Origin of the sequence: Prosthecobacter vanneervenii, assembly GCF_014203095.1 — a bacterium.
In the GTDB taxonomy this organism is placed as follows: domain Bacteria; phylum Verrucomicrobiota; class Verrucomicrobiia; order Verrucomicrobiales; family Verrucomicrobiaceae; genus Prosthecobacter; species Prosthecobacter vanneervenii.
In genome coordinates this window covers 199,202-223,889 of sequence record NZ_JACHIG010000003.1, presented here as the reverse complement: position 1 = coordinate 223,889, position 24,688 = coordinate 199,202, and the positions used below count along the sequence as shown (strand labels likewise).

19 protein-coding genes are annotated in these 24,688 nt (G+C 55.4%); all 19 read right to left on the bottom strand.

Annotation, left to right across the window (positions count from 1 at the left end):
* Positions 1-8: 8 nt before the first annotated feature.
* Complete coding sequence (locus HNQ65_RS08835; protein WP_184339160.1) at positions 9-3,044, bottom strand: SLBB domain-containing protein; 3,036 nt, start codon at positions 3,042-3,044, stop codon at positions 9-11.
* Positions 3,041-3,979, bottom strand: coding sequence for an ExeA family protein (locus HNQ65_RS08830; protein WP_184339159.1), 939 nt, complete (start codon positions 3,977-3,979; stop codon positions 3,041-3,043). Before HNQ65_RS08830 ends, HNQ65_RS08835 begins: the two co-directional genes overlap by 4 nt.
* Positions 3,939-5,096 (bottom strand): glycosyltransferase family 4 protein, encoded by a 1,158-nt coding sequence (locus HNQ65_RS08825; RefSeq protein WP_184339158.1) that lies wholly within the window; start codon positions 5,094-5,096, stop codon positions 3,939-3,941. The genes HNQ65_RS08830 and HNQ65_RS08825 overlap by 41 nt, the downstream gene beginning before the upstream one ends.
* A complete protein-coding gene (locus HNQ65_RS08820; protein WP_184339157.1) occupies positions 5,093-6,583 on the bottom strand; it encodes a WecB/TagA/CpsF family glycosyltransferase in 1,491 nt (496 codons plus the stop codon). The genes HNQ65_RS08825 and HNQ65_RS08820 overlap by 4 nt, the downstream gene beginning before the upstream one ends.
* Positions 6,570-7,799, bottom strand: a complete 1,230-nt coding sequence (locus HNQ65_RS08815) for a glycosyltransferase (RefSeq protein ID WP_184339156.1) — start codon at positions 7,797-7,799, stop codon at positions 6,570-6,572. Before HNQ65_RS08815 ends, HNQ65_RS08820 begins: the two co-directional genes overlap by 14 nt.
* 76 nt (positions 7,800-7,875) lie before the next feature.
* A complete protein-coding gene (locus HNQ65_RS08810; protein WP_184339155.1) occupies positions 7,876-8,871 on the bottom strand; it encodes a hypothetical protein in 996 nt (331 codons plus the stop codon).
* A 65-nt stretch (positions 8,872-8,936) separates the two neighbouring features.
* Complete coding sequence (locus HNQ65_RS08805) at positions 8,937-10,160, bottom strand: glycosyltransferase family 4 protein (RefSeq protein WP_184339154.1); 1,224 nt, start codon at positions 10,158-10,160, stop codon at positions 8,937-8,939.
* Complete coding sequence (locus HNQ65_RS08800; RefSeq protein WP_184339153.1) at positions 10,157-11,032, bottom strand: glycosyltransferase family 2 protein; 876 nt, start codon at positions 11,030-11,032, stop codon at positions 10,157-10,159. Before HNQ65_RS08800 ends, HNQ65_RS08805 begins: the two co-directional genes overlap by 4 nt.
* A complete protein-coding gene (locus tag HNQ65_RS08795; protein WP_184339152.1) occupies positions 11,029-12,327 on the bottom strand; it encodes a glycosyltransferase family 4 protein in 1,299 nt (432 codons plus the stop codon). The genes HNQ65_RS08800 and HNQ65_RS08795 overlap by 4 nt, the downstream gene beginning before the upstream one ends.
* Positions 12,328-12,333: 6 nt before the next feature.
* Entirely contained in the window at positions 12,334-13,902 is a 1,569-nt protein-coding gene (locus tag HNQ65_RS08790) for a lipopolysaccharide biosynthesis protein (RefSeq protein ID WP_184339151.1), read from the bottom strand.
* 66 nt (positions 13,903-13,968) lie between these two features.
* Positions 13,969-14,697, bottom strand: a complete 729-nt coding sequence (locus tag HNQ65_RS08785; RefSeq protein ID WP_184339150.1) for an FkbM family methyltransferase — start codon at positions 14,695-14,697, stop codon at positions 13,969-13,971.
* Positions 14,698-14,713: 16 nt separating this feature from the next.
* Positions 14,714-15,883, bottom strand: coding sequence for an alkaline phosphatase family protein (locus HNQ65_RS08780; RefSeq protein ID WP_246438018.1), 1,170 nt, complete (start codon positions 15,881-15,883; stop codon positions 14,714-14,716).
* Between the two features lie 23 nt (positions 15,884-15,906).
* Positions 15,907-16,314: a response regulator gene (locus HNQ65_RS08775; RefSeq protein WP_184339148.1), complete on the bottom strand. Its 408-nt coding sequence runs from the start codon at positions 16,312-16,314 to the stop codon at positions 15,907-15,909.
* The gene (locus tag HNQ65_RS08770) at positions 16,301-18,073 is read right to left on the bottom strand and encodes a SpoIIE family protein phosphatase (protein WP_184339147.1); all 1,773 of its coding nucleotides are present in this window, start codon (positions 18,071-18,073) and stop codon (positions 16,301-16,303) included. The genes HNQ65_RS08775 and HNQ65_RS08770 overlap by 14 nt, the downstream gene beginning before the upstream one ends.
* Before the next feature lie 6 nt (positions 18,074-18,079).
* Complete coding sequence (locus tag HNQ65_RS08765; RefSeq protein WP_184339146.1) at positions 18,080-18,373, bottom strand: STAS domain-containing protein; 294 nt, start codon at positions 18,371-18,373, stop codon at positions 18,080-18,082.
* Complete coding sequence (locus HNQ65_RS08760) at positions 18,370-19,734, bottom strand: sugar transferase (RefSeq protein WP_184339145.1); 1,365 nt, start codon at positions 19,732-19,734, stop codon at positions 18,370-18,372. Before HNQ65_RS08760 ends, HNQ65_RS08765 begins: the two co-directional genes overlap by 4 nt.
* Complete coding sequence (locus tag HNQ65_RS08755) at positions 19,683-20,438, bottom strand: sugar transferase (protein ID WP_184339144.1); 756 nt, start codon at positions 20,436-20,438, stop codon at positions 19,683-19,685. The genes HNQ65_RS08760 and HNQ65_RS08755 overlap by 52 nt, the downstream gene beginning before the upstream one ends.
* Positions 20,438-21,694, bottom strand: a complete 1,257-nt coding sequence (locus HNQ65_RS08750) for a glycosyltransferase family 4 protein (protein ID WP_184339143.1) — start codon at positions 21,692-21,694, stop codon at positions 20,438-20,440. Before HNQ65_RS08750 ends, HNQ65_RS08755 begins: the two co-directional genes overlap by 1 nt.
* A complete protein-coding gene (locus HNQ65_RS08745) occupies positions 21,691-24,657 on the bottom strand; it encodes an ATP-binding protein (RefSeq protein WP_221306089.1) in 2,967 nt (988 codons plus the stop codon). The genes HNQ65_RS08750 and HNQ65_RS08745 overlap by 4 nt, the downstream gene beginning before the upstream one ends.
* Between the last annotated feature and the right edge of the window lie 31 nt (positions 24,658-24,688).

Genomic DNA, 24,688 nt, shown 5'->3' with positions numbered 1-24,688 from the left:
AAGCTTTATCAGCGGATCTGAGGGAGCAAAGGCTGCTGGATGTAGGGCCCTATGTTGGCCCTGGTCCAGCTTGACACCGCCCCCTGAAGGAAGGCATTGATCGCTATGTGGAGCAGCTCCTCTGCGCGCGCCCATGGCTTGTCGGCCACATAGACAATGTCTTTCGGCTCCAGACGGAAGCCTTTGGCGCGCGCGGTGAGTACATCATCCATGTCCACGATGAAACGTTCCGGCTTCTCAAAGGAGCCGCGAACCACCAGAACACGTTTGCTGTAGGCTTTTGCGGTAAAGCCTCCGGCCTGCGCGATGGCACTGTGGACGGAGGTGTGGGCCAGCAGACCCTGGGTGCCCTGCATTTTTACATCCCCGAGCACATAGATTTCATTGGAATTTGCGGATGGGAAATAGAGGTAGTCGCCAGGCTCTACGCGCACGTTTTGAGACATGTCGCCGTGCAGAAATAAGGCCTCAAGATTGACCGGGAGCCGAGACTGCCCCCGCATGACGAAACTGCGGCCTAGGTCAGCGAGCTCGACGGTGTTTTGCTGAAACAAACCTGTCTCCAATCCGCCTGCTTCTGAAACCACCTCAAGAATGGTCAAAGGGCGGTCCAGATTGATGGCACCTTTTTTGACGACCTTTCCAAGCACGTAAACTTTGCGGCTCTGAAATGTGGAGGGCGTGACCACCACACGCGCATTACGATAGTAGCGTCTGAGCTCAAGATTCAGCTTTTCGCGCAATTGATCGATGGTGAGTCCTGCGGCCTCAATATCATGAGCCTGAAGATAAGTCAGCCTGCCATCCGGACCCACGGCTATGTCCTTTCGTTCATGGCCTTCGAATCCGGGCATGTTGATGTTTATGGCATCGCCGGGACCCAGCGGAAGGCTGGTTTGTGCCTGGGCGGGGATGCTGCCGCCAAGCAAGAGCGCGAGGATGGCAAAGCGGGCCAGCAAGGCAGGACGCAGTTCCGGCGCCCGGTCCAGCAATGCGGCGACCAGCCTGCAACCGGCATCACGATACATGAGCAGAGTGTCCTGGATCTTTTGCACCAGGCTTCCACCACTGGAGCCTGCCCAGATGAGGTTCGGCAGTTGTTCGGCAATGAGCAGCGTCTCTGGGCGCTCGACGGAAGGCAGTTCGATAAGGATTACGGTGCCGGGCAGCTGACGCCAGTGCGCAAGAGCGGCCTGCCAGTGCATTCTGTGTTCAGGGGTCCACTGCCATTCCTCATCCATGCCGATTAGGTACGGGCGGTCAGAAACATCGTGTGAGATGCGTGCGGGGCGTTCCGGGTTCTCAACTGCGCTGCTGAGCGCCAGGGCATCTTCAGTCAGTTTGCTGGTGATGCATATGCAGCTGAGACCTCGGCGCACTGCTGCTTTGGCAAGCAGGTGGATGAAGTGTTCGGCGGCATCGTCTTCTGCACTGTGAAGGACGCCGCAGACTATGCCTCCCCCATTTGCTGGCGTGTGGAGCACGGGCTGCAGCTTGGTCCAGGTGCGGAAAGCCCATTCATCCGCACTTTCTGTGGTGCGGGATGCAGGCAGAGCACCGAGAACGGGGGCGCCGGTGGCGCGTTTCAAATCTCCGCTGCTGAGCATGCGGCCGTCTGAGAGAGAGGAGGCAATCACAAGCAGAGCTGTCAAAACGACGCCAGCTCCAAATCCGCCAGCTCCCACCATGGCGAGTTTTTGCGTGGGCTTGACGGCGCTAACATCCTGTACGCGTGCCATGGAAAACAGCCTGAAGTAGCCCTGTGAATTTTCCTCGTAGAGAGCGGCTTCGCGCTGTCTCCCTGACAACAGCGCGCGGGAGGTTTCGAGTGTCTGCTTGCGGGATTTGATCTGGGCGTACTCCATGGCCTGGCGTGGCAGCTTCGCCAGACGCTCATTAATGCCCTCGCGCACCTGAAGCAGCTTCTGCAACTGCTCTCCCATGACCTGTTTCTCTGCGCGCAGACGCACCAGATCCAGGTAAAGGCTCTCAGCCACATTGCTTTCACCGGGCTTTGGTGGTGCATCGGTGCGGAGGCCGGAATTTTTCATCTGCTGCTCCAAGGCATTGAGTTTCTCCACTGCCTCAATGACGGAAGGATGCTCGTCTGTGTAGCGCACCCTGAGTTCAGCGAGCTCTTTTTTCGCGCTGTCCACACGTGCGGCGTTTGTGTCCACCTTGCCGAGTTCGCGCTCTATTCCTTGAATGCGAAGATCAAGAGTATCGTGATCGAGCTTAAGAGTCTCATACTTAAGGGTGAAATTACCCAGTTCTCCCAGCCAGGCGTCCATCTGTTTGTCGGCATCCAGCAATTGAGACTGACGACCATAGGCCAGGAGCTCCTCGTTGACTTTCAGGAGATCGGCGTCTGTGCGTTCAATCTGCTTCTGCAAAAATGTCTTCATTGCGGAGGCGTCTCCGCGCTGAAGATCACGGGACAGCAGGAGCACTGTTTCCGTGTAGGCTTTCAGCATTTCCATCACAGCCTCGGCGCTGACGTTTGATGTCATGCTGATGTTTAGAATGTCAGTATTGCGCTCTGCGGAAACAATCAGGCCTGAGCGGATGGCGCTTTCTTCAAAGCGATGTCCCAGCTGATTGCTGGTAGTGGCGATGGTGGAGCCGGAGTACATCAGAGACATCAGCGTGGGGATGGTGAGGTCGCTGGGTTTGAAAGACTCTCCTGAATCCGACTGCCGAAATGCAGACGCGAGCTGTTGTTTGATGATCTGGGATTTAGCTGTGTAAAGGGTTTCAAAACGCAGCAGTCCCAAGGCTAACATCCCTCCTGCACATGCGATGCCAAAGGCTAGCATGAGCCACCATCGGCGGACCAGCGCATCAATGATCCTTAAAGGGTCAAATGGCAGCTTGATGGCGGGCTGTGGAGACTCAGCCTCTGCTGCCAAAGGCACTGAAGAAGCGGAAAATGCGGGTGACTCGGCCCGCACAAAGGCATCCGGCTGCCGTGGAGCTGGGCTGGTGATGCCGCGCTTGCGATTGATGGCCGAAAGGCTGAAGGACGTTGTAGGCGTCGCATTCATGTGGCGCTGGCAAGCACGGCGGCGCTGCTGATCAGGTTGTCCTGACGGTACAAATCACATGCCACGTCGTGCAAAATTTGTGCAGTGATGCGTTCATCCCCTGACGCCCAGGCATGTTCCATGCAGAGTTTCGCAGTGCGATTGATTTCGCGCGGAATGCCCCGCGAGAAATGATGCAGGTGGATGAGCGCATCTTCATCGAAGAGAGAGCCATCTGAATGCCCTGCCGCCTTCAAACGGTGAGTGACATAGTTTGCCGTGGCTTCCTGGGCCAGAGGAAGCAGGTGAAACCGGAGGCCGATCCGCTGTTGAATCGCCTGATTGTTGTTCACTAGCCGACGCAGCGGAGGCTGGCCTATGAGAAGCAGGGTCAACAAAGGCCTGCCTTCTCCATTGAAGTTTGTCAGCCATCCAAGCTGACGCAGAGTGTCTTCCGGCAGATCCTGGGCCTCGTCGAGGAGAACAATCACGTGTCTGCCACGTGATGCGGCACTTTCACAAAGTTTTTTCAGGTGCTCGCAGCGGCCGAATTTGCTTTCCGGCATATGCGTGGCCTCAGGGTCAAGCTGCCAGAGGATATACTGCAGCAGCTCATCGAAGCTGAATCCCGAATTTGTGCAGCTGACGACAATGTATGCGCATGGGTCCAGGCTTTGGGCCAGGATGGCAGTGGTGATCGTCTTTCCGCAGCCGATCTCACCTGTGAGCATGCCCAGGTTCATGGTTTTTTCGGAGGCCAGATAAATCAGCCTGTCCAATGCCTCCTGATGCTGGGGGCTTCGGTAATAGAAACGCGTGTCCCACGTGGCCTCAAAAGGTTTCACGTCTAGCTGCCAGTGCTGAAGGAAGTTCGACATTTTGTATGAAGAAATGTCCGCTTCATTATACGACGTCTCAACCCCCCCAACTGCGGGAACCTGTGAAGGGCTTTTCATAAACTTCCATGACGCGTTTGGCGTTTTCGTCCCAGTTGAAACGCCTTGCATTGAGAAGACCGGCCTGAATCAGAGACTCCCGCTTTTCATGATGGATGGCGACATCCTGAAGCGCGTCGGCCATTTGAGCTTGATCTTCCGGATTGATGATACGTGCAGCTGATCCTACAACCTCTGCCAGCGATCCCCGATTGGAGCAGATGACCGGGCAACCGCATGCCATGGCTTCGATCGGAGGCAGGCCAAAACCCTCAAACAAAGAGGGGTACACCATGACCGATGCAGCTCGGTACAAGTCTGGAAGCACGGCATCTTCTACAAAGCCCAGGAAGCGGATGTCTTTGCTGAAGGGCGACTGCCGGGCGGCAGAATGGATGTGTTCTGCACCGTGCCAGTCGCTGCCTGCCAAAACCAGCTGCCAGGGGGAGCCTGTATTTGTTTTGAACTGGTTGAAGGACTCAATCAGCCGTATGTGATTTTTGGCCGGGTGCTCAATCCGGGACACATAGAGGAAAAATGGCTCCATGAGCTGCCAGCGCGACTCAACGAGAGTGCGGGCCGCGACTGGGTCGCCTAAGTTGAAACGACTGTGGTCGATGCCATTGAGAATGACATTTTGGTTTTGCACTGGGACGCCGAAGAAGCGCTCGACATCTCTGGCTGTGCTGGAACTCACCGCGATGATCCCATTCTGTCTCCGGGCAAGAAGCTTGACCACTATGCGTCCGTAAAGCATTCGGGCCAGATCGTACTTCTTTTTGACATGAAAGGGGGCCAGATCGTGGATGGTGGAGATGAGATTGCAGTGCGCAGAACATACCATGCGCCGATAGCTCGGCACATGCAGCACATCGATCTGCTGCTCATCGAGCCATCGGGGTAGCACGCGCTGGTGCCACCATATGTTGCGCACTGGGGAGCGCCACCGCTCATCTACAGGAATGATCTCCATGCGCCCTCGTGCAAAATCAAAAAGCGGCAGGTCCTGAGCCAGTGCCAGGATGTGAAATTTGACCACATCTGTATAGGGCATGAGAGCGCGAGTCAGAGCCAGGACATACTGGGCCACGCCAGTTTTACCACGCTGAATAACACTGGTGGATATTGCAATTTTCATGAGGCGAGGAGGTGTTCCATATGTTCATGGCGCAGTGATTCGTGCACCACGGGGCTGGCATTGGTGAAACGAAGATTGATGTGACGGCTACTGGCGTGATCCTTGATGCGAGCCATCAGGCCAAGGCCGCCGCTGTCCATCACCTGCACACCTTGAAGGTCAATGACGACAGGGTTGCGCGAGTCCGCGGCATTTTGCATGACTCCCAAGGCTCCGCGCCAGAGTCCATCCGCACCGCTGGTTGTCACAGCACCACTCCAGTCAAGATGGAGCGGCTCAACTTTTGGAATAGAATGAGTGACCATCAGGCTGGAACTGATAATCTTCTCCAGAGCTTCTTCCCGACTGCTTGCCTGATGGAAGAGGGAGCTGAGGCGTGTCATCTGCAGAAGCTTGAGCACCGCAGGGGAAACAGCGGCCAGCATCAATGGCTTGCCAGACTGGCGGCAGCGCTTTTGCACACGCATCAGCAGCCCGAGTCCGGTGCTGTCGATAAATTGTGTCTCTGCACAGTTAATCACCACACCTTCCTCCGGTCCCTCAAGGATGCTCATCCAGCTTTGCTCAATGGAACGCACTTCCGCTGCGTCCAGGCGAGATGGGGAGCGAATTTCCGCAATACTGGATGTTGGTGCTGGCGGTGCTGTGACCGGAACAGCTGCAGGGATTTCATGCGTGCTTGTGGTGACGCTTTTCTGCCTGCCGCTCCGTGTCAGCCACCATTGCTTGACGATTGCCAAGCCAAACACAACGAAGTCGGTGGCATATCGTTTAAACAGACGGCGTGGTTCCTGAAGCAGGCGATAGAGCCATTCCAGCCCGATCATTTGCATCCAGCGCGGTGCGCGTTTCATATGGCCGGCGAGGAAGTCGATCGTGGCTCCCACTCCAATAGTGACAGGTGCACCGGCCTGCAGGTAGTTCATGGCGATCCATTTTTCCTGCTTTGGGCAGCCGAAGGAGACAAAGAGCAGATCCGGATTTGTGCTGCGAATCTGAGCACAGATTGACGCATGATCCATTTCCAGCAGCGGTTTGAAAGGAGGGGACAGCATGCCGGCGATCCGCAGATCTGGATGCTTTTCACGCACTTTTCTCACTGCCATTTCAGCCACTTCCTTCTGCCCGCCAAGAAAAAAGACACTCCAGTTTCGCTCTTGTGCCATCTCAAGAAGTTTCGGGACGAGATCAGAGCCCGCCACGCGTTCTGGCAGCGGATTGCCCAGCCATCGGGAGGCCCAGACGAGTGGCATGCCATCGCAGACAACGAGATGAGCATCTAGGAGAATGCGCCGCAGGTCCTCATCACAGAGAGCCAGTGCGGTGAAGTCAACATTTGCGGTAGCGATGTAATGCGGCTTTCGCGATGCGATCATGCCTGCAATGACTTCCAAAGTCTGACCTGTGGTCACATTGTCGAATGGGACCCCGAGAATGGAGAGCGAAGGTCCGCTGCGCGGATTGGATGCGGCATTAGTTGTGTTCATGCAGTTGCTTCGATGGCTGAAAATGCTTGGAATAGTAGCTGCTGAGCTGCCTGCCGAGACCAGGCCAGCCAAAACGTGCCTTGCAGGTCTGCATGCCGCGTGTTTCGATTTTCTGACGCAGAACTTCGTCGTGCAGCATGCGCTCGATGTAGTGCGCAAACATATCCGCCGTGTCTGCCAGTAGAATATCCATGCCATGCACCAGCTGGAGCCCTTGTGCACCAATGGTGGTGCTGATCACTGGAGTGCCCATGGCCATGCTTTCGGGGATTTTCAGCCTGGTACCGCCGCCAATCCTAAGCGGCACTATCTGCGCCCAGGCGCGTCGGTACCAAGGCCTCACATCAGGCACTCCGCCTGTGACGGTGACATCTTGAAGGCTGCCATAAGAGAGCACTTCATCAGTCGGGGATTTTCCAACAATCAAAACCTGCAAATCTGGCACCAGGCTTTTGGCACGGGGATGAATTTCCTCGAAGTACCAGCGCAAGGCGTCCACATTTGGCATGTAGTCCATGGCGCCGCAGTAAATGAGCGTGGGTGACGAATCACGGGGCACATCTGTCCCGTCAGGGCTGAAGTAGTCGAGATCAACGCCATTGGTGACTACCTGCACGGGCATTTTAATGCTCACTTCCGAGCGAATGAATTCTTCATCATCTGGACCGCAGACGACTTGCACGGCGCTGCGTTGGGCGACCTTGTGTTCAAAGCGCCGCAACTTCCATTCCTGTTCGCGGTAAAGCAGTGAAGACTTCAGCCCTTTAGGCATGCGGGCATGTTGTTCCTGCTGAAACTGAAGATCCACTCTGCTGCGATCGACGCTCAAAGGTATCTCAAGGTGATCATCGAGAAAGTACTGGGCCATGACAATGTCACACACATGCACGAGATCGTACTCATTGTGATCCAGCATATCGCTGATGGTGTCCGCAAGCTGAGGCAGGCACCAGTGGCGAATGGTCGTGGGAAGTGAGTTCAGAAGGCGGTTTGGAAAGAGCCTCGGCCATGGGGGGTGCTCAAAGGGCACGAAGACCACCTTGCGGCAAAATTTTTCGAAAACACAGCGGTGTTCCACCCGCTCACCCTTTTCAGACAGCGCGATCAGATCGATGGTGTGATCTCTGGCCAGTGCACACAGCAGGTGAAACACACGCTGATAAGTGCCGCGGTCAACCGGGTAGGGGATGTAAGGGTAAACGACGAGGATGTTCATGTGCGTGGTGAACAGCTGGTACAAAAACCGCAAACCGCTTTCAAATCATCGCCCGCAACTGAGGGTATCCGCTCGGCTAATTGTAACAGCCCCAGAGAGTTGCATAGCGTCTGACCGCCTGGGGCTCAGCCACGCATCCGGTCCAAAGCATCCGCACCAGTTCATTGAGCAAATGCTCCCGTGGATAGCGGGTGAGACCTGAGGGGAGGCCACGAGTGCGGAGATGGATGAGCACATTTTTCCAAAGCGGGACCTCAGGGCACTTGTTGGCGGTGCAGCTGACGTAGTCTGCTGCCTGGGCAAGTCTGATGTTCAAACGTTTGCTTTCCAGCTGCAGAAATATTTCACTGGCCATCTGGGATAGCTCCGTGTGTTCGAGTGACAGCTCGGCACGGGATTTTGTTGTCCGCTGCGGATGGAGCTTGAATGCCATGCCTGCTGCGTGGTGGGCCAGCAGAGCTGGGCTGGCGCCAGTCGTTTCTTTCAGCCTATGATGACGCTCTCTGCAGCTCCAATGGTAACGACCATTCATAGTCAGAAAGACATCCCCGAGGGCCAGCTGGGCTTTGGCCAGATTGCGGCCTACAAAATCAGCATCATCTGAGTCGAAGCTGTCCTGGGACAGACGCTCGCTGGCAAACAACAGGCCGGAACAGCGGTTGAAAAGAAGTCGTGTGGCCTCGTGAAGTGGAATGTCTGAAGCGTTCTGGTGATGTTCGCAGCCAGCAAACAAACTTTCGTCTCCGACGAGCCAGCGGTGACCCATGACCAGATCGTAGTAAAACATGCTGACCGGGCTCCTGCGCAGCTTTTGGAGGGATAGAATCTTGAACTCCACTTCAAGGCCTGCTTCCGGAGACAGGGATTCTCCCAGCGCATGCAGCGATGCTTTGTAGCGGCGGTCGTTGATGAAAGTGCTGCCACGCACGAAAACGAAAAATTCAAGGTCGTTATAGGGCCTGTCATGTCCGCCTTCGTGCAGGACACCGCCCTCTCCCCGCCCATAACCACCCGCGAGCGCCAAGCCTTCGAGCCGGGAAGACGGTATGATGTTTTCAACGCCCGCACGCACGAGAGAGCATATTTTCGCCAGATGCTTTTCAAGCTCGGCGCTTCCATCGAGGGTGAACCGCGTGCTCATGATGGAATGGAGTCACAAAGGTATTTCTCCACTTGGTCCACGATAGGATTCATGGCAAAGCGCTTATGCACTTCCGTGTGGCCGTTTCTGGCTATATATGTGCGAAGGTGGTCTTCGCTTTGCAGCTGTAAAATGCGCTCCGAAAGCTCGGTGGCGGCTCCTGCTTCATAGGTCAGGGCATTTTCGCCGTGACGAAAAAGTTCGCGGCTGCCACCTGTCATAGTGCCGATGACAGGCAGGCCGCAGGCCATGGCTTCAAGCGGGGTGAGAGCAAAGGGCTCCTCCCACTCTGACGTGAACAGCAGCGCATCATGTGCACGATAGACATCGGGCATTTCTGGAGGTGTGGCACTGTGCCATGTTACTGGCAGCGAATTGCCGGAGGCAAAATTTTTGAGCATGGTCACATAGGCTTCATCTCCCCGGCCGTACACATGCAACTCGCCGCCAAAAGAGGGGCGGATCAAAAGCAGCGCCCGCAAGGCTGTGAGAATGCCTTTGTCTTCTGCCAGCCGTCCCACCCACAGCCAGTTTTTTGGCGCACGGGTGACAGGCTCACCTTTGAATTGACTGGTGTCCACCGGGCAGTGAATGACGCCGCCATGCATGACATCATATCCTTGCTGAGCAGTCAGTTCACGCAGACGTGCGCTGGTGAAATAAAGTCTTTGAAAGCGGATGTCGGAAACAGGGCCGGTGGGGGCCAGGGGATCGCAGCGTCTCCGCACGCCTGCAAGAGTCCAGAGCAGGCGCAGCATGCGTGAGCCTGGAGAGCCGTGGCGGCGGTTCCACCAGTCCAGCCACACATCACCTTTGAGGCTGCGCAGGATCCAGTGGTCGCTGACATCATAGACGGCGGGAACACCGCTGCGTTGCAATGTGAGGCAGAGCGATTTTGAAAGGCCTCCCATGCACCAGACATGCACTACATCAGGCTTGTGAAATGCCATGGCATTTCGAAGAGTTTCATTGTTGTGAAGCTCGAGTTTCTTCAAGGCCGGCAATCCCAGCCAGGGATGGCCGTAGTAACCATGGATGCGAAGAGTTCTTTCAATCCATGGCTCTGCAGTGGTCTCTCCGCTTTTCAGCCCATGATTTGACGTCAGCACCTGGACATCATGTCCCCGTGCGCGGAGTGCTTCGCTGATGGCGGCGCATCTCAATTCATAGCCGCCGACATAGTGGGGCGGGTAGAGGTTGGTGAGAACAAGGATTTTCATGCGGACATCTTCTGCTGCTCCTTCCAGCCTTGCTGAAACCCTGCAAGCCTGGCGCTGCGCTGCTGCCAGCGTATGCGCATGGCGTGCATCACCTCATGAAGACGTTTATGCTTGAGGCACCATGAGAGGTCATGCCGTACGTCTTTGATCCAGCCTAGCAGAACCGTTCGCGGCCAGTTGAAGGAATCTGGTTTCTGGCCCCATGCCTTCCCGATGGCACGGGCATCACCGTAGGAGCGTTTCCAGCTTTGCTGAGGAGTGTAATTATGGCTGTGCATGACCACAGATTCCTCCACATAGCTGACCTGATATCCCTGGGCGCGGCACCACCGTGTGTATTCGTCATCCTCGGCATATTGCAGATCTTCGCGGAAACCCCGCAGTGACCATACATCTTTGCGCAGCCCGCTGCTGACCATGCTGAAGAAATGGTCCCAATTTGCGGACTCACGCTCAGGGCCGAAGCAACGGTCATAATCACAAGCAAAGACTGCCTGGCAGTCAGGGCGGGGAATCTGCCTGCCAAAACAGGCGGCCACGCGTTCGTCTGCCAGCGTCTCCGCCAAAGGTCTTAGCCAACGGGCGTTTTGAGGCGTGGCGTCGGCATTGAGGAAAATCACACGCTCTGAGCGGGAAAGCCGCATGCCGTGGTTCATCACACGGCTGGGATTGTATTCCTCTGGTGTGATTTGAATGAAATGAGCAGGGCTGGCTTCACGAATTAAATCCTGAGAGCCGTCTGTGGAACCGCTGTCTATGACGATGAGCTCACGGTTTTGCCAGTCCTGTGCTGCCAGGGCTGGGAGAGTTTCGCGGAGCGCCCAGGCTTCGTTATAGGAGCGCATGACGATGCTGATGAGAGGATCGCTCATGACAGTTTGGCCGCCAGATGCGGCTGCTGGGAAGATGAACTTTGAGTCGAACCTTTCATCCTTTTGGCTTCGATCAGTTCAGCATAAACCTTGGCTACGCGACCTGCGATGGACGTAACATCAAAATCCTTGCGCACACGTTCAAGTGCCTTGGCACATAAATGGAGGTGCACTTCATTGTTCATCATGAGTGTGTCGATTCCGGAATGGAAATCGGCAGTGTGGTCCAAATCATAAAGAAGGCCCGTGCGCCCGTGCTCGATGAGAGAGACCGCTCCAGATGTGCGGGAGGAAAGCACCGGAGTGCCTGCGGCCCATGCTTCCAGAATCACGATGCCAAATGGCTCTGCCGTCGAGGACAGCACAAACAGGCGAGCATACTGAATGAGGCCGATCAACTCGGGACTGCCTGAGGGAAGACCGCCTGTGAGCAGCACATCATTTGCAAGTCCCAGTCTGCTGATTTCACGGCGAAGTTCGTCGACAACACTCTGAGTGGTGCCTGCGCCTATCAGCACCAGCATCGCCCGCGGATGGCGGCGCTTGATGGCGGGCATCTGGCGCACCAGCCAGGGAAGATTCTTTGCCGGATCCAGCCGGGCGACTTTGACGATCAAATCACGACCGGCGATTTGTGGGAAAGCCTGAAGTGCCGCAGCACGGTGCTCGACGGCGTACTGAGCAGCGGGGACTGAGTGAGGCTGAACGATAATGCGCTGATGTGGATATTTTTCCTGCAGGAGTGCGGCTTCCTTGGGATTACAGGTAAAAATGGCATCTGTCTTTCCGAGTGCATGACGGCTGCGCACGAGAGCACCAAGTGTTTTGCCCCATTCAAATCCGCCTTTTAGCGGGGCTGTGAGCTTAGCGTTTACTTCTTCGGGAATGTCCAGCGCGCCGCCATGCAGGGTGATCGCGTGGGGAACACCACGTGATCTGGCCGCCATAAGGCTGATTCCCGCAATGCGGTTTAAGGCATGAGAGTGCATGACATCAGCACCGGAGGACCGCAGTTGCCAGAAAAGCTCAAAAGAAAACAGATTTCCACCCCATGAAACCAAGGCTTCCCGCTGGGCAGCAGAAATGCCAGCCACGGGAACAAAAGCTTTATAGCGCTGAACACGGGCTCCTGCGTCACTAAGTGGATCAGAGGAGCTGCTGGTGGCACAGTGCGGAGCGTGCACCATCGAGCTAATGCCGTGGTGTTGCAGGCCCTGGACGAGTCGCTGGACGGCTGTTTCAGTTCCACCCCAGTGAGCTGGATCGTACTTGCGAAGTATATGTGAGGCTAGCATAGCGGATTAAGCGGCCTGAAGAGCAGGCGGGTTCTTCTTGAACAGACGGGGCAGCCGGGCGCGCAAAGTCTGACGCTCTTCAGCAGTCAAGGACTTGAACCATAGGCAAATCATCGCTGTGATCCCACCAGCTCCGCCCATCAAAAGAATGCGCAGCCAGGCGTTTTCGATCTGAAGTTGCGGATAAAACGCGGGGAGCGCCAGCACAACCGTGGCAGGGAGACATGAGATCCAGGCCGGCAGCACCGCTTCACGAAACAACTGCCAGGGGTGCAGCTCCACGTCCCTGGCCACCCAAGGCCACAGCAGCAGCCATCCGAACAAAACAGTGGGGAGCAGTGAGCCCACAGCCACACTGACTACATTTTTGAAAATGAGCGCCAGTGAAACACTCAAGACAAGATTAACAACGGCCTCGCCAACGCCCAGCCACATGAGACGTCTTTCATGGCCTGTCATCATGTAAATCCGTTTGCTGACACTGTGGGTTAGTGTGGAGGTGTAATACCAGAGCAACAGCACCTGCGCCACCTGCCAGGTTTCGGCAGCGATTTGAGAATCTCCCGTCAGCACCTTCAGCAGAGGCTCCAGTTCAAAAGCACATAACACATACAAAGGCGTGGAGATGATGGCGCTCCATCGGGTGCCACGCTGGAGCAGATCACGCAGCGCAGAGTGGTCTCCTGTGGCATGAAGATGAGCAGCGGCCGGAGAAAGTGCCTCCTGCATCTGTTTGGTAAACTGCGCAAAGACCTCGGCCACCTTGGCTCCAGCCTGGTAAACAGCGACGGCTCCGACGGAAAGGGTGGCACCCAGCACGAGCTGGTCTGTTTTGCCCAGAACGATATTCGTTGCCGTGCTGATATAGGCGAAAATGGAAAAGCCCATGGTCTCACGCATGATGGACTTTGAAAACAGTCCCGGGCGCAGCTTTACCTCAGGCATATGACGTAGTGCAAAAAATGCTGAGACCAGATCCGGGGCCAGCGCGAAGAACAGAGCTGTGAGCATGATGCTTAGCAGACTCCAACCTGCATGCACGGCCCACGCGATGACCACAAGCCTCATCAGCATGGACAAAGTGATGATGGTGTTGGCGGTGCTGATGCGCTGCTGCCCACGCAAAATTTCGGGAAAGATGCCCAGCGGAAAAGCCAGCCCTATGGCAGCAAAAAAAGCGATCAGCACGATGCGAAATTCTGCGTGATTGGCTGCGGAGACACCAAAGGCAGTCACAATTCTGTCTGCTCCAACTGCAACCACCACAGCCATCACCGCAGCCACCGCCAGATAGAAAAACAAAATGGTGCTTAAAACCTGGCTCAGCTTGTTCCAATCACGCGAAACGGAGAGTTCAGCCACACGCTTCTGCGCAGCAAAGCCGAAGCCAAAATCCAACAGGATGCCGTAACCAAAAACGCTCCAGAGCAGGGACCAGAAACCGAAAGACTCTTTAGGCAGGGCTTGGTATAAAAGCCGGAATGTCACCAGGCCGACAATGATCCCGATAAAGGTGCGGAGATAGTTCGAGAGAGCGTTGCTCCAGATGGTTTTTTTGACGGAGTCGTATGTCATCGCGATTGCAGAAACCTCGCGGTGAGTGGATTAATCAACAATCCCCGCAGCTGCGGGGTTGTGAATTCAGCGCACGAAAAGCCAGGTGTTTTCCTCCACGGTCTCGGTGCGGAATCCCAGATTGTGAAACTTCTCAACGAGGTCGTTCACCGCTGCTTCCCCGACCATGCTTGGATGCAGTTCAATGATCATTCGGGTGACGGTAGAAGGGAGCTGACTGAAGTCGAGGTGCGTTTCGGCACCTTCAATATCGCAGATCAAGACCGTAGGCTTTTCGGGCAGCAGGGCTGAAAGCGAATGAAGGCTCCGAGAGGGGACCTGGATCTTTTTTCCGCCTTCTTGCCTAGAGACAATCGAGTTTTCCCAAAACTCGCCACCTACATCCAATGAAATCTCACCATCCGCGGCTGCAGCCGCAGCGTGCACAACTTCGGGCGTCATGGAGTTAAGCCGGTAGTTGCGTTGTAAAATTTCGATGGTGGCGGGATTAGCCTCCACTGTTAGATGGTGTCTGACACCAATCACTTTGCGGCAAAACAAACCGATGAAACCGATGGCACCGCCCAGCTCAAGAACTACGTCATTTGAATTCAGGCAACGTCTGGCCAGCCTGCACTCCTGAAACTCATAGCGGCCTTCGAGAATGTTGTTCTTCATGATCGAGGACAACATGCTGATGTCCAGCTCCACACCATGGAGAGTGGCGCGAGTCTTGGCCGGCAGAGTGAATTTGAAATACCAGCGAAGGCGGAAATTTTGCCACAGCGAGGTCAAAGAGGGAAATGTGAGTGTCATAGTGGAAACAGAGGTTTCAGGCGGCCAGTGCATGCACTGAACTGGAGGCGGACTTGGTGGTCTCCGTTCTTTCCATGGCCTTTTCCATCAGGCGGTGAATGTGCGGTATGTGGGTGATGTCCTCTGGAATGGCGGCTGTGTTGCTAAACAGTGTGGCGTAGCTCTGAGGATCATAAGGATGGTAACCGTGCATGGCGCGGATAGGACGCTCTCCCATGTGGCTGGGGACGATCAACACGCCCTCTCTGACCAGAAAGATGATTTCGCCAAAACGTCCGTCTTCAAAATAGGCCCGGAATTTCCGAAGCTCATCCTCAGGCATGATACGGCCTTCGGGAACACCTTGAAGAACATGGGTGATTTTTTCACGTGCTTCGTCATTAAAAAACCAGAAACGTGCCATTGTGCTGTCATACACCACATTGTAGTCCTTTCCTATCCGGAGGCCCAAAGCGTCGATCTGGCTGCGAAGATCCAGATGCTGATCGCAGTTTGCCATACCATGATCGCTGAAGACGAAGAGATTGACTTCGCGATAATGCTTCTTGGCGGCAGTCATCGTCTCCGATATCCATTTTTCATACTCCGTCAGCTTGATATCAATCTCTGGCGACAAATTGCCTACGCGGTGCAGCAAGCCATCCAGGCCTGCCCAGTATTGGAATGCGAAATCAATTCGCTCATCCTCGATGTCGGCAAGCAACCTGTCACGGTTGACGGGTTCACTCAGCGAGGGATCAGTCACGAAGTAGGGCACCCCTTTTTGCACAAGGAGATCAAATACATTCGGGCCGCGGTTCATGCCACGTGGCTGCAGAGGACTTTTCTTTTCAGTGAAATCGAAAAGGTGGATGTGATGGAAGGGGATGTTATAGAGGTCAAAGTAGCCTTTAAAGCCCAGGGCCCATTTGACCACTTTCGTCAGGTGGCGCCGCACGATACGGCGGCTGGTCAGTGCTTTCGGCAGCCAGCGCAGCCATCGGAGCCTGCGGAATGGTGAATTCTCGGGATCATGGATGAAGTAGCACCAGTTGTGGTGTTCGTCTGGCCAACGCCCGCTGAGGATGCTTGGCACACAGGTGCTGCTGTAGCCAAAAACGCTTTCCAGCCTCCGGCGATGCGGAGCTATTGTTCCCAGAAACTTGGGGCGCTCCTTGATGATCTCCCACCCACAGGCGTCGATCATGATGAAAAGGTCCAGTCGTTGTTTCATGATGATGCAAGTTGAGGTTCCACAGAGACGGAGGCCGTGATCAGCTTTTCCACCTCACGACGAAGCAGTGCCGGGCTGAATGGCTTTGAGACAAACATGGTCGCAGTTTCAAAACCCTGATACTGGCCTACAGCAAGCTGGCCACGGGAGCTTAAAATAATGACTGGTATGTGGCTTGTCTCAGGGTCAGACTTCAGCTGCTGCAGCGCGGTTTTGCCGTCCATGACGGGCATGATGTGATCAAGGAGTATCACACAAGGGCGTCTGCTGCGTGCCAGTTGAACTGCTTCCTGTCCGTCAGCTGCGAGAAGCACTGGGTGCCCGAGGGGCTTGATGCTCAACTCAGCTACTTTCCTCATGTGCGGTTCGTCATCAACGACCAGTATGGGGCTATCTTTTTGCATGGGACAGGGAGTTGTGTGCCGCAGAGGGGTGAGAATGAGAGACTCGAGTGATGATTAGAAAAGTGGCGTCATCTTGCTGATGTGAGGCATCGACGGCACTGCGGTGGAGGCGATGGAGGCTGTCTCTTGCATCGACTGCTCCGGTGCTGCCTGCAGCCGTCTTGAGGAGCCATTCGTGTAGTACATCACGGCTTAAAATGCCCCCGCCTGAGACCACATCGCTCAAGCCGTCCGTGTGCAGCAGCACATGGGAGTGCAAAGAAAAGCTGGTCGAAAAGTCCTGATAGCTGGCGTCGGCAGTCACCCCCAGAGGAGGGCCGTCTGCGGAGACCTCTTGAACCTGCCTGCCATTGCTCATAAGCAGTGGAGCGTGCCCGGCTCCGCAGACCTGGAGCCACTGCCCATCAGCTGTCACATGCACCAGCTGCGCTGTGATAAACATGTCCGCCCGGTCCAGTTCAGAGAACATGGCCTGGTTAAGGCGGTTCATCAGGGCGGAGGGTTTTGACGCCAGATCAAGGTGCGAGTGCAGCAGGCTATGAAACGCGGTGGCAAACAAGGCCGCAGGCACTCCTTTGCCCATGACATCGGCCACCACAAAAAGCATGCTGCCATCGGCCAGGAGGATGGCATCGAGGTAATCGCCGCCTACCTCCCCCACCGTGGCAAGATGAGCGGCACAATGAACAAACGGGCTTTGGGGGAGTTCGGTCGGCAGCAGTGAGCGTTGAATCTCCGCTGCGATCTGCAGCTCTCTTTTCATGAGACGTGCTTGATTCGCTTCATCACGCCGATGAAGACCGTGGAGCAATGCACCGAGAAAATCGCCAAGACTTCTCACCACATTCAATTCACGCGCTGAAGGCTCCCAGTGCGGCTGGAAGACGCCGACGGTCAGCACTCCGGCGAGGTCGCCGCCACTTTCCAGCGGGTGCGTCAATCCGCTGATGTGCTTGCCCGCCTTAAGCAGCGGGTCTGCAGGCATAAAGTCTGTGCCACAGTCAAACCACTGGTCTTGTCGTGTTTTGGCGGCCCTGCTTTCAATATAGTCTGCACTGCGCAGATCGAGATGTGCTTCCCAGTTCAATGGGGAGGGTGCGCTGCCAAGCAGCGGCATAAGAAGGCCATCACTGGATGCCATTCGTAAGATGAGAAAATCTGCTCCTGCCAGCTCACGCAGCTCCTCCAGCCAGCGAGTTGCCAGAGCCACAGGCTCCACGTCATTGCCTGCATCAGCGATGAGCCGGAAAATATTGGCCAGAGTTTCGTAACACGAGGCCACTTCCGCCGTCATGAGATCAAGCGTCTCTTCGGTGTTCTCTTTGGCTGGCAGCGGAGTTTTAAGCTTGGATTTTAGGAGGAGCACGTTTTGCCCCTGGCCTCGAAGATAGGATGCCTGATCGGTGAGCGAACTGATGATGAAAAGCCCGCGGCCATGATCGGACTCATCGTCTTCTGGCAGCTCGACATGCTCCGGCCAGTCAAAGCCGCAAGTATGGTCAGTGATGCGGATCTCGACTTCATCAAGAGCGAGAGTTGCTTCAATACGCACGGAGTGTCCTGCCTGCTCCGGTGTTGCGTACAAGACAGCATTATTCGCAGCTTCCGCCAGCACCAGCTCCCATTGCTGGCATTCCTCTGCACTGACTTTCTCATTGGCCAGCCACAGGATCACAGCACGGACGGCTTCACGGGCATCGTCCAGCGTTGCTGGAAAATCAAGCCGGAAGCCGTTGAACTGCTGCTGTGGATGCGACATGCGGTTTCAATCGTGAATAATTTCAAAAACACGGTGAAGTCGTGTCAGCTCAATCAGCTGGCAAACGGCTGTTGATGGATTCAGAAGTTTGAGGCTGACTCCCCTGCTACGAAGATTCTTGTTCAAGGTGAGCAGCACACCCAGGCCAGAGCTGTCGATGAACCGAGTTTTCGAAAGGTCAATGCAGACTTCTTCATGTTCAGCTTTGATTTCATGGTCAAGCCGGTCGCGCCACTGGCGTGCGGTGGCGGCGCATAGTTCAGCAGGGGCGGTGAGATGGGCGGTGGGTGTGAGCGTCATGGCTGTGCGCAGGTTTGAGTATGGTTATTGGGTGTGATCTCATGCTCCTTGCGGAGCACGGGAATGGCAAAACGCGGCAGGCAATGCAACAAAATGCGCAAGTTCAGTCTCAGGCAGCGATGAATGGCGTAGCAGGCGCTGTGAGCGGTATCGTTGTCATGAGGCATTCCATCCTCCATGATGTCTGCATAGGAAAAGACACCAGCCGGGGCATCGAACCACATGCGTTCAAACTCATTGGTCAAAACGGATGCGCGTGCAGGTGAAAGCGGTCGATTGCCTACCAGATGCATGTCTCCCTTCCAGACAGACCAGAGCTCCGGCCACCGTGAGAATAGCCCGGGGCCAGAGGTTAACGAATAGATGCGCGTGCTTGGGCTGTAACGGTCCTGTCTTGCAGGGGGCGGCAGAACTACCTGGTGATTCTCAAAGACAGCCTGCCACTTGACGAGCAGTGACCATAGCGCGCACAAAAGTGCCAGTGGTGAAGTCAGCAACATCAGCACAAGTCCAGCGATGCGGACCATCCAGTTGCTACGCACACCTCCAAAGGGTTTGTGTGTGAGGTTGGTGAGCAGGAAATCGTCCGTGATCTCCAGAAACGATCCGTGTCGCCAGTTCTCAATACCACCTCCCCAGGCAAATGAGTTTTGCACGCTCGTCAGCGCTCCAACATAGGTGTTGGGCCCCACCCAGCTATCACCAACGATGGCGCCACGATCGATGTAAGCTGCTTCTTCAATGACTGAGCCGGCCAGGATTTGGGCGTTGTCTCCGATGATGACCTGAGGCCCAATCCAAACTGGCCCTTCGATTTTGGCTGTAGCTGACACACGGGCGCGTGTGCTCACATGAACCTTGGGCGCGACCTCCCTCATGGTCAGGTGCGACTCGGCTGGAGTGACGAGCAGTCGGTGGTGCAGGATGTCGTGCAGTGCTGCCGAGCTCTCCCAAAGCTGCTTGTGCGGCATGTCAGGAAGAGTGTCCAGAGTGATGATGTTAGGCACTCTGCCGGCTGAATCCTTGCCGGTGAACCGCTGGCGAGTTTCCTCGATGCTGGGTTCGCGTTTAACGGAAAGGACTGTTACGGAGAGGCCCCATTTCCCGCCTTGGTCCACAGCATGGCGGATTTCATGCGGGCGGTCTGCAGCCAAGATAGTGGCGTGTTTGACTCCCGCAGCTGCTAGGTGCTCAAGCCAGAGATCTAAAAGAGATCTTCCCAGCACGGGCAGCAGTGCCAGCGGGCGGATGCGTCGGGCAAATCCGGCGCTTTCACGGTGATCAGGGCAGATGATAAAAACGTCCATGGTTACATGCCTTTCCCTAGAACGATGGCCGGTATTGTTTTGAGCAGAATCCAAAGGTCACGCAGAAATGAATGACTTTCGATATAACGCACATCCAGTGAGACCTGCTCTCCGAAGTCGATGCTGTTGCGATCTCCGATTTCCCAGAAGCGTCCTTCGCGCTCGCCCACCTGCCAAAGGCAGGTGATGCCTGGTTTTGCATGAAGGCGTCTGCGATCCGTGTTGGAGTAGAGCGCCGCTTCTCGCGGAAGACAGGGGCGAGGTCCTACGATTGACATATCCCCACGCAGCACATTAAAAAATTGTGGAAGCTCGTCGATGGATGCCTTGCGGATGAAACGACCTATGGCAGTGATGCGAGGATCATTCTTCATCTTGAAAGTGATGCCTTGGGATTTCTCATTTTGCGCCAGAAGCGCACTAAGCTTGGCTTCTGCATCCACGCACATGGAACGGAATTTCAGCATTTCGAAATCCCTGCCGTTGAAGCCAATACGCCGCTGTTTGAAAAATACCGGACCGCCATCTCTGCGGATCAGCAGTGCGATGACGATCATCAGCGGTGCCGCCAGGATGAGGGCAATGATACTGATGACAATGTCAAAAAGGCGCTTCACAGCATGGGTGCCGTTCACGACAGCCAGCCAGAGGCACCGTTTCAGACGCATAGCGAAGCGCATTCTAAGGCGTCCCAAACGGCTCTGCGCCTTAAGGATTCGCCGCACTTCAGGAGGCTCTGGAACAGTCACTCGTTTCATCACGCAGAAACTTTAATGGTGGACTTCAAGCTGTAACCCCCCTCAAGTGGGGGAATCTGCCTTGCGCAATTTTGTTCAGCTTCTGCGATCGCTCGTCCAAACATCTCCTCAAGACCGGCGATGTACGAGGGGAAATCATAACGGGTGCTTACCAGCCTGAGGCCGTTCTCGCCCAATTTTCTGGCCTGCTCTTTGTTTTGCAGGAGGCTGTCAAGAGATGAGGCGAATGCGTCCCGGTTCATCCAGGGCACGAGATGACCATTGAAGCCGTCTTTGAGCCAGTCTTTGATGCCGCCTGCGTCAAATGCCACCACAGGAAGCGCATAGCGCATCACTTCGAGACCTATGGTGGCGATCGGCTCAGGCCAGACGCTGCTGAGGGCGACGACGCTGCATTCCCTGTAGTAAGCCTTCAGCTCCTCCTGCGGAATGAAGCCCTTGAATTGCACCTTGTGCTGCAGGCCCAGTTTGCGGCAAAGCTCTTCACAGTATGCCTTGTGGTTTCCGTCTCCAAGAATGATGCACTCAAATTTTGACTTCACCCGAGCCAGTGATTCGAGCAGCACGTCCACCCCTTTGCCTCGAATGATCTGTCCGGCATAGAGAATCAGATTGCGGTCACTGAAGCTGCTCCTTAGATCAGGATCACCCATGCGTGGCACAGGAGCGTGAATTTCAATTTTGCCGGCGTCGAAGCTATTTCGAAGCAGTTCATCGCGCATGTATTGTGTGACGACAATCATGCGGTGAAAGCGGCGGTTTAGCGCTATCTCCTTCTTCTTGGACCGGTAGCTAACCCATTTGAGAGGGAACGCACCACCGCTGTTTTTGACGAGGCAGGCACCGCAGCCATAGACACAGTATAGAGATGCGGCCCGTGTGCAGATTTTGCGCGAGAAGTAGTGATACTTGTAGCTGCGCATGCAGTAGATGTCGTGATCGTGCACCATCCGTATCAGTGGCACACCACTTTCCACCAAAGTCTGGATCACCTCGAGATTGGCCATTTTGTGGACATAAACCGCGTCCGGTCGAAAGCTTTGCAGCGCTGCATAGGTCTGTGCTGCTGCATCTTCCGTGATCGGGTAGCGTTCCCTGAAAGCTTGCTTCCAACCATCTTCATTTTTGCCGGTTCCCGGGCCGTGCAGGATGCCGATATAATGTCCTCGTGCCCCCAGTTCCTGTGCAGTGATGAAGGCGTTTGCCTCAGCTCCCGCTAGGGCGCCAAATCGTTCGTGTACATAGAGGATTTTCATGAGGATAGTGTCATGGTTCGTAGTTGGTTCAGCTCCTGTCGCAGGGAGGGTTCCGCGCTGGCAAATCCGCGCCTGATCTGCTCCACAAGTGCGGGCTGATCCGTGCGGCTGTTGGCTTCCGCCAGACCTTCAAGGTGGCGGCAGAGAGCATGAATATGCGTGAGACCGAAGAGAGAACTGCTGCCCTTCAGTGAATGGGCTGTGCGGCGCAATGAGGGCTGATCATGCCCAGCGGCCAGCTTTTCCAGTTCGCTAATGCGTTCCGGTGTGTCTTTGAGCCAGCTTTCAATCAGCTCCGCCGTGTCTTCGGCGCTGAGTTCATCTGCCAGCATCTTCACCGCATCCCGGGCCGTAGTTGCCTCTTCTTCAGACCAGATGCCTGGGGCGGGAGCCTCGCTTTTAGCCGGTTCCAGCACGCGTATTTGCTCTAGTGCCTCGATGAGCGCTTTAGTCCGCAGTGGCTTGGAGACGTAGTCGTCCATGCCTGCGTCCAGGCAGCGCTGCTTTTCTCCATTCATCACATTGGCGGTCATGGCGATGATGCGGCTGCGTGCACGGGGCCAATGAGCGCTGGCTTCCATTTCACGGATCGCCTTTGTGGCCTCGTAACCATCCATGAGCGGCATATGGCAGTCCATCAGGATGGCATCATAAGCATTTGCAGCGAATTGATTGACGGCCTGCTCTCCGTCACGCGCTACATCCGCTGTGAAACCAAATTTCTCCAGCATCATGATGGCCATCCGCAGGTTGACTTCATTGTCTTCCACAACAAGCAGCCTGGGCTTGCGTGAATCTGAGAGCGGCAGCGCCTTGATTTCAGCTTGTGTGTCATGCTCTGCCTTTTGTTCCTCTTCTGTGACCTCCCGCACGGGGAGTCTGAACCAAAAGCGGGAGCCTGATTCGGGGGCGCTTTCCACACCTATGGCGCCGCCCATCAGCTCCACCAGACGTTTGCAGATGGCCAGTCCAAGACCGGTGCCGCCGAAGCGGCGCGTGGTTGAGCTGTCCACCTGCGAGAAGGCTTGAAAGAGTTTGCGCTGCTGTTCTTCGTCCATGCCAATGCCACTGTCCGAAACGGAGACTTCGAACATGCGGACCTCATTTTCTACCGGAGGAAGCAGGCCGGCTTTGATGCTGATGTTTCCTTGATCAGTAAATTTGATACCATTTCCCACAAGGTTCATCAAAATCTGCCTCAAGCGTCCCGGGTCGCCTCTGAGTGCAGATGGTATCTGAGGATCGATCTCAATTTTCAAATCCAGGCCGCGCGAAAGGGCCTTGTGTTGGAGCAAGGCAGCCACACCATCGATGATAGAGTCGAGGTGATAAGTTTCATCCACGAGATCCAGTCTTCGAGCCTCGATTTTTGAGAAATCGAGCACGTCTTCGATGATGGTCATGAGCGCCTCGCCACTCTGCCTCACGGCCTCCACCATCTCGTGCTGTTTGTCATCCAGCCGAGTGTCCAGAAGGAGGGAGGACATGCCTATGATGCCGTTCATCGGCGTGCGAATTTCGTGGCTCATGGTGGCCAGGAACTCGCTTTTGGCACGATTGGCACTTTCAGCCGCCTCTTTGGCGCTGACAAGGTTTCGCTCCACGCATTTCCGCACAATAAACTGCCCGAGCTGATTTCCTATTCCGGCAAAAGCCTCCAGCAGTGATTCTTCGGGCGCCGAGGTGTCGCAGCTGAAGAGCTCCAAAACGCCCAAGATATCTCCCTGAGCAACAATGGGAAAGCCGATAGCACCATGCAACTGGCACTTCTGCGCCATGGCCGACCGGGGGCATTCTGCTTGATTCGCCACATCACGTATCCACTGAGGCTGTCCGCTTTTGAGCACTATTCCTGGGAGTCCACAGCCAGGTTTGAAAGCCATGGTGCGGCAGAGTTCCACAAATTCATCGATGTTTCTCAGAGGCGAATACCAGATCTCAGCCAGGTGTAATGATTCATGAGTAGCGTCCAGCATCCAGAGGCCGCCAGCGATCCACCCGAGCTGGTTGCAGATCAGCTGGATCACGTTTGATGCTGCATCACGCACCGATTCGGCTTCGGCCAGGGTGCGACTGGTGGAATACTGCAGCGCACGACGCTGGTCATCCCGCCGTCTCTGAGTGATGTCGCTTTCAATCGACATAAAATTGACTACTTCACCCGTTTCGTTGCGAATGGGCTGGATCTCAATCGAGGACCAGTATTTTCTGCCGCTTCGATGATAGTTCAGCATCTCCACACGAAAACCGCGCTGCTGCTGAAGGCATTGGTTCATGAAGCTCTCGGAGCCCGGGTCTGCTTCAGGGCAGCGCAAAAAATCACCCGGCTGTTTTCCGCGAACTTCCTCCAAATGCCAGCCCGTCATGCGTGTGAAACCTTCATTGACCCATTCGATTCCACCTGCCGCATCCGTTACAATCACCGCATTGTCAGTTCTCGCTGCCACAAGTGCCAGTTTGCGTGACTGCTCTTCCTGCTCCCGCAGCTGAATGCGCTGATTGGTGAGCTGAGCAGCCAGACGCTGAAGATCCATGGTCACTTTTCTCTGCATTTGCAGCACCTGCAGCAAATCCAGCGTTTGGTCGTGGATGGCAAAATCGTTCGGTGTCAGGCCCATCAAGTGGGCTTGGTCCGGCTCTGTCAGCCAGGGGGATGCCAGCATGAGTCCACGCCTGGGGTGGTCGAGCATCAGCACCTGTCCGCGCAGGAGCACTCCGTTTCTAAGGTCTTCCAGCAGAAAAAGTCGCTCTACATTAGCACGTGCATGAGCATTACTGAAGTCGCCTTCTGGACTCTGTGCGCGGAAGACATCCTGCAGTCTTGCCCCTGGCTTCGCGCGCGGGCAGATTTTAGCCAGCGAGGTTCCACATTCTGTGATGATGTCGTTTTCATCCCAGGCAAAATAGAATGGAAACACGCGCACAAAATCCCGCATGCTGACGTGCCCGGCGTCCAGGCTCATATTGGAGCTTTGCCCGTTCATGCTGAGAGAG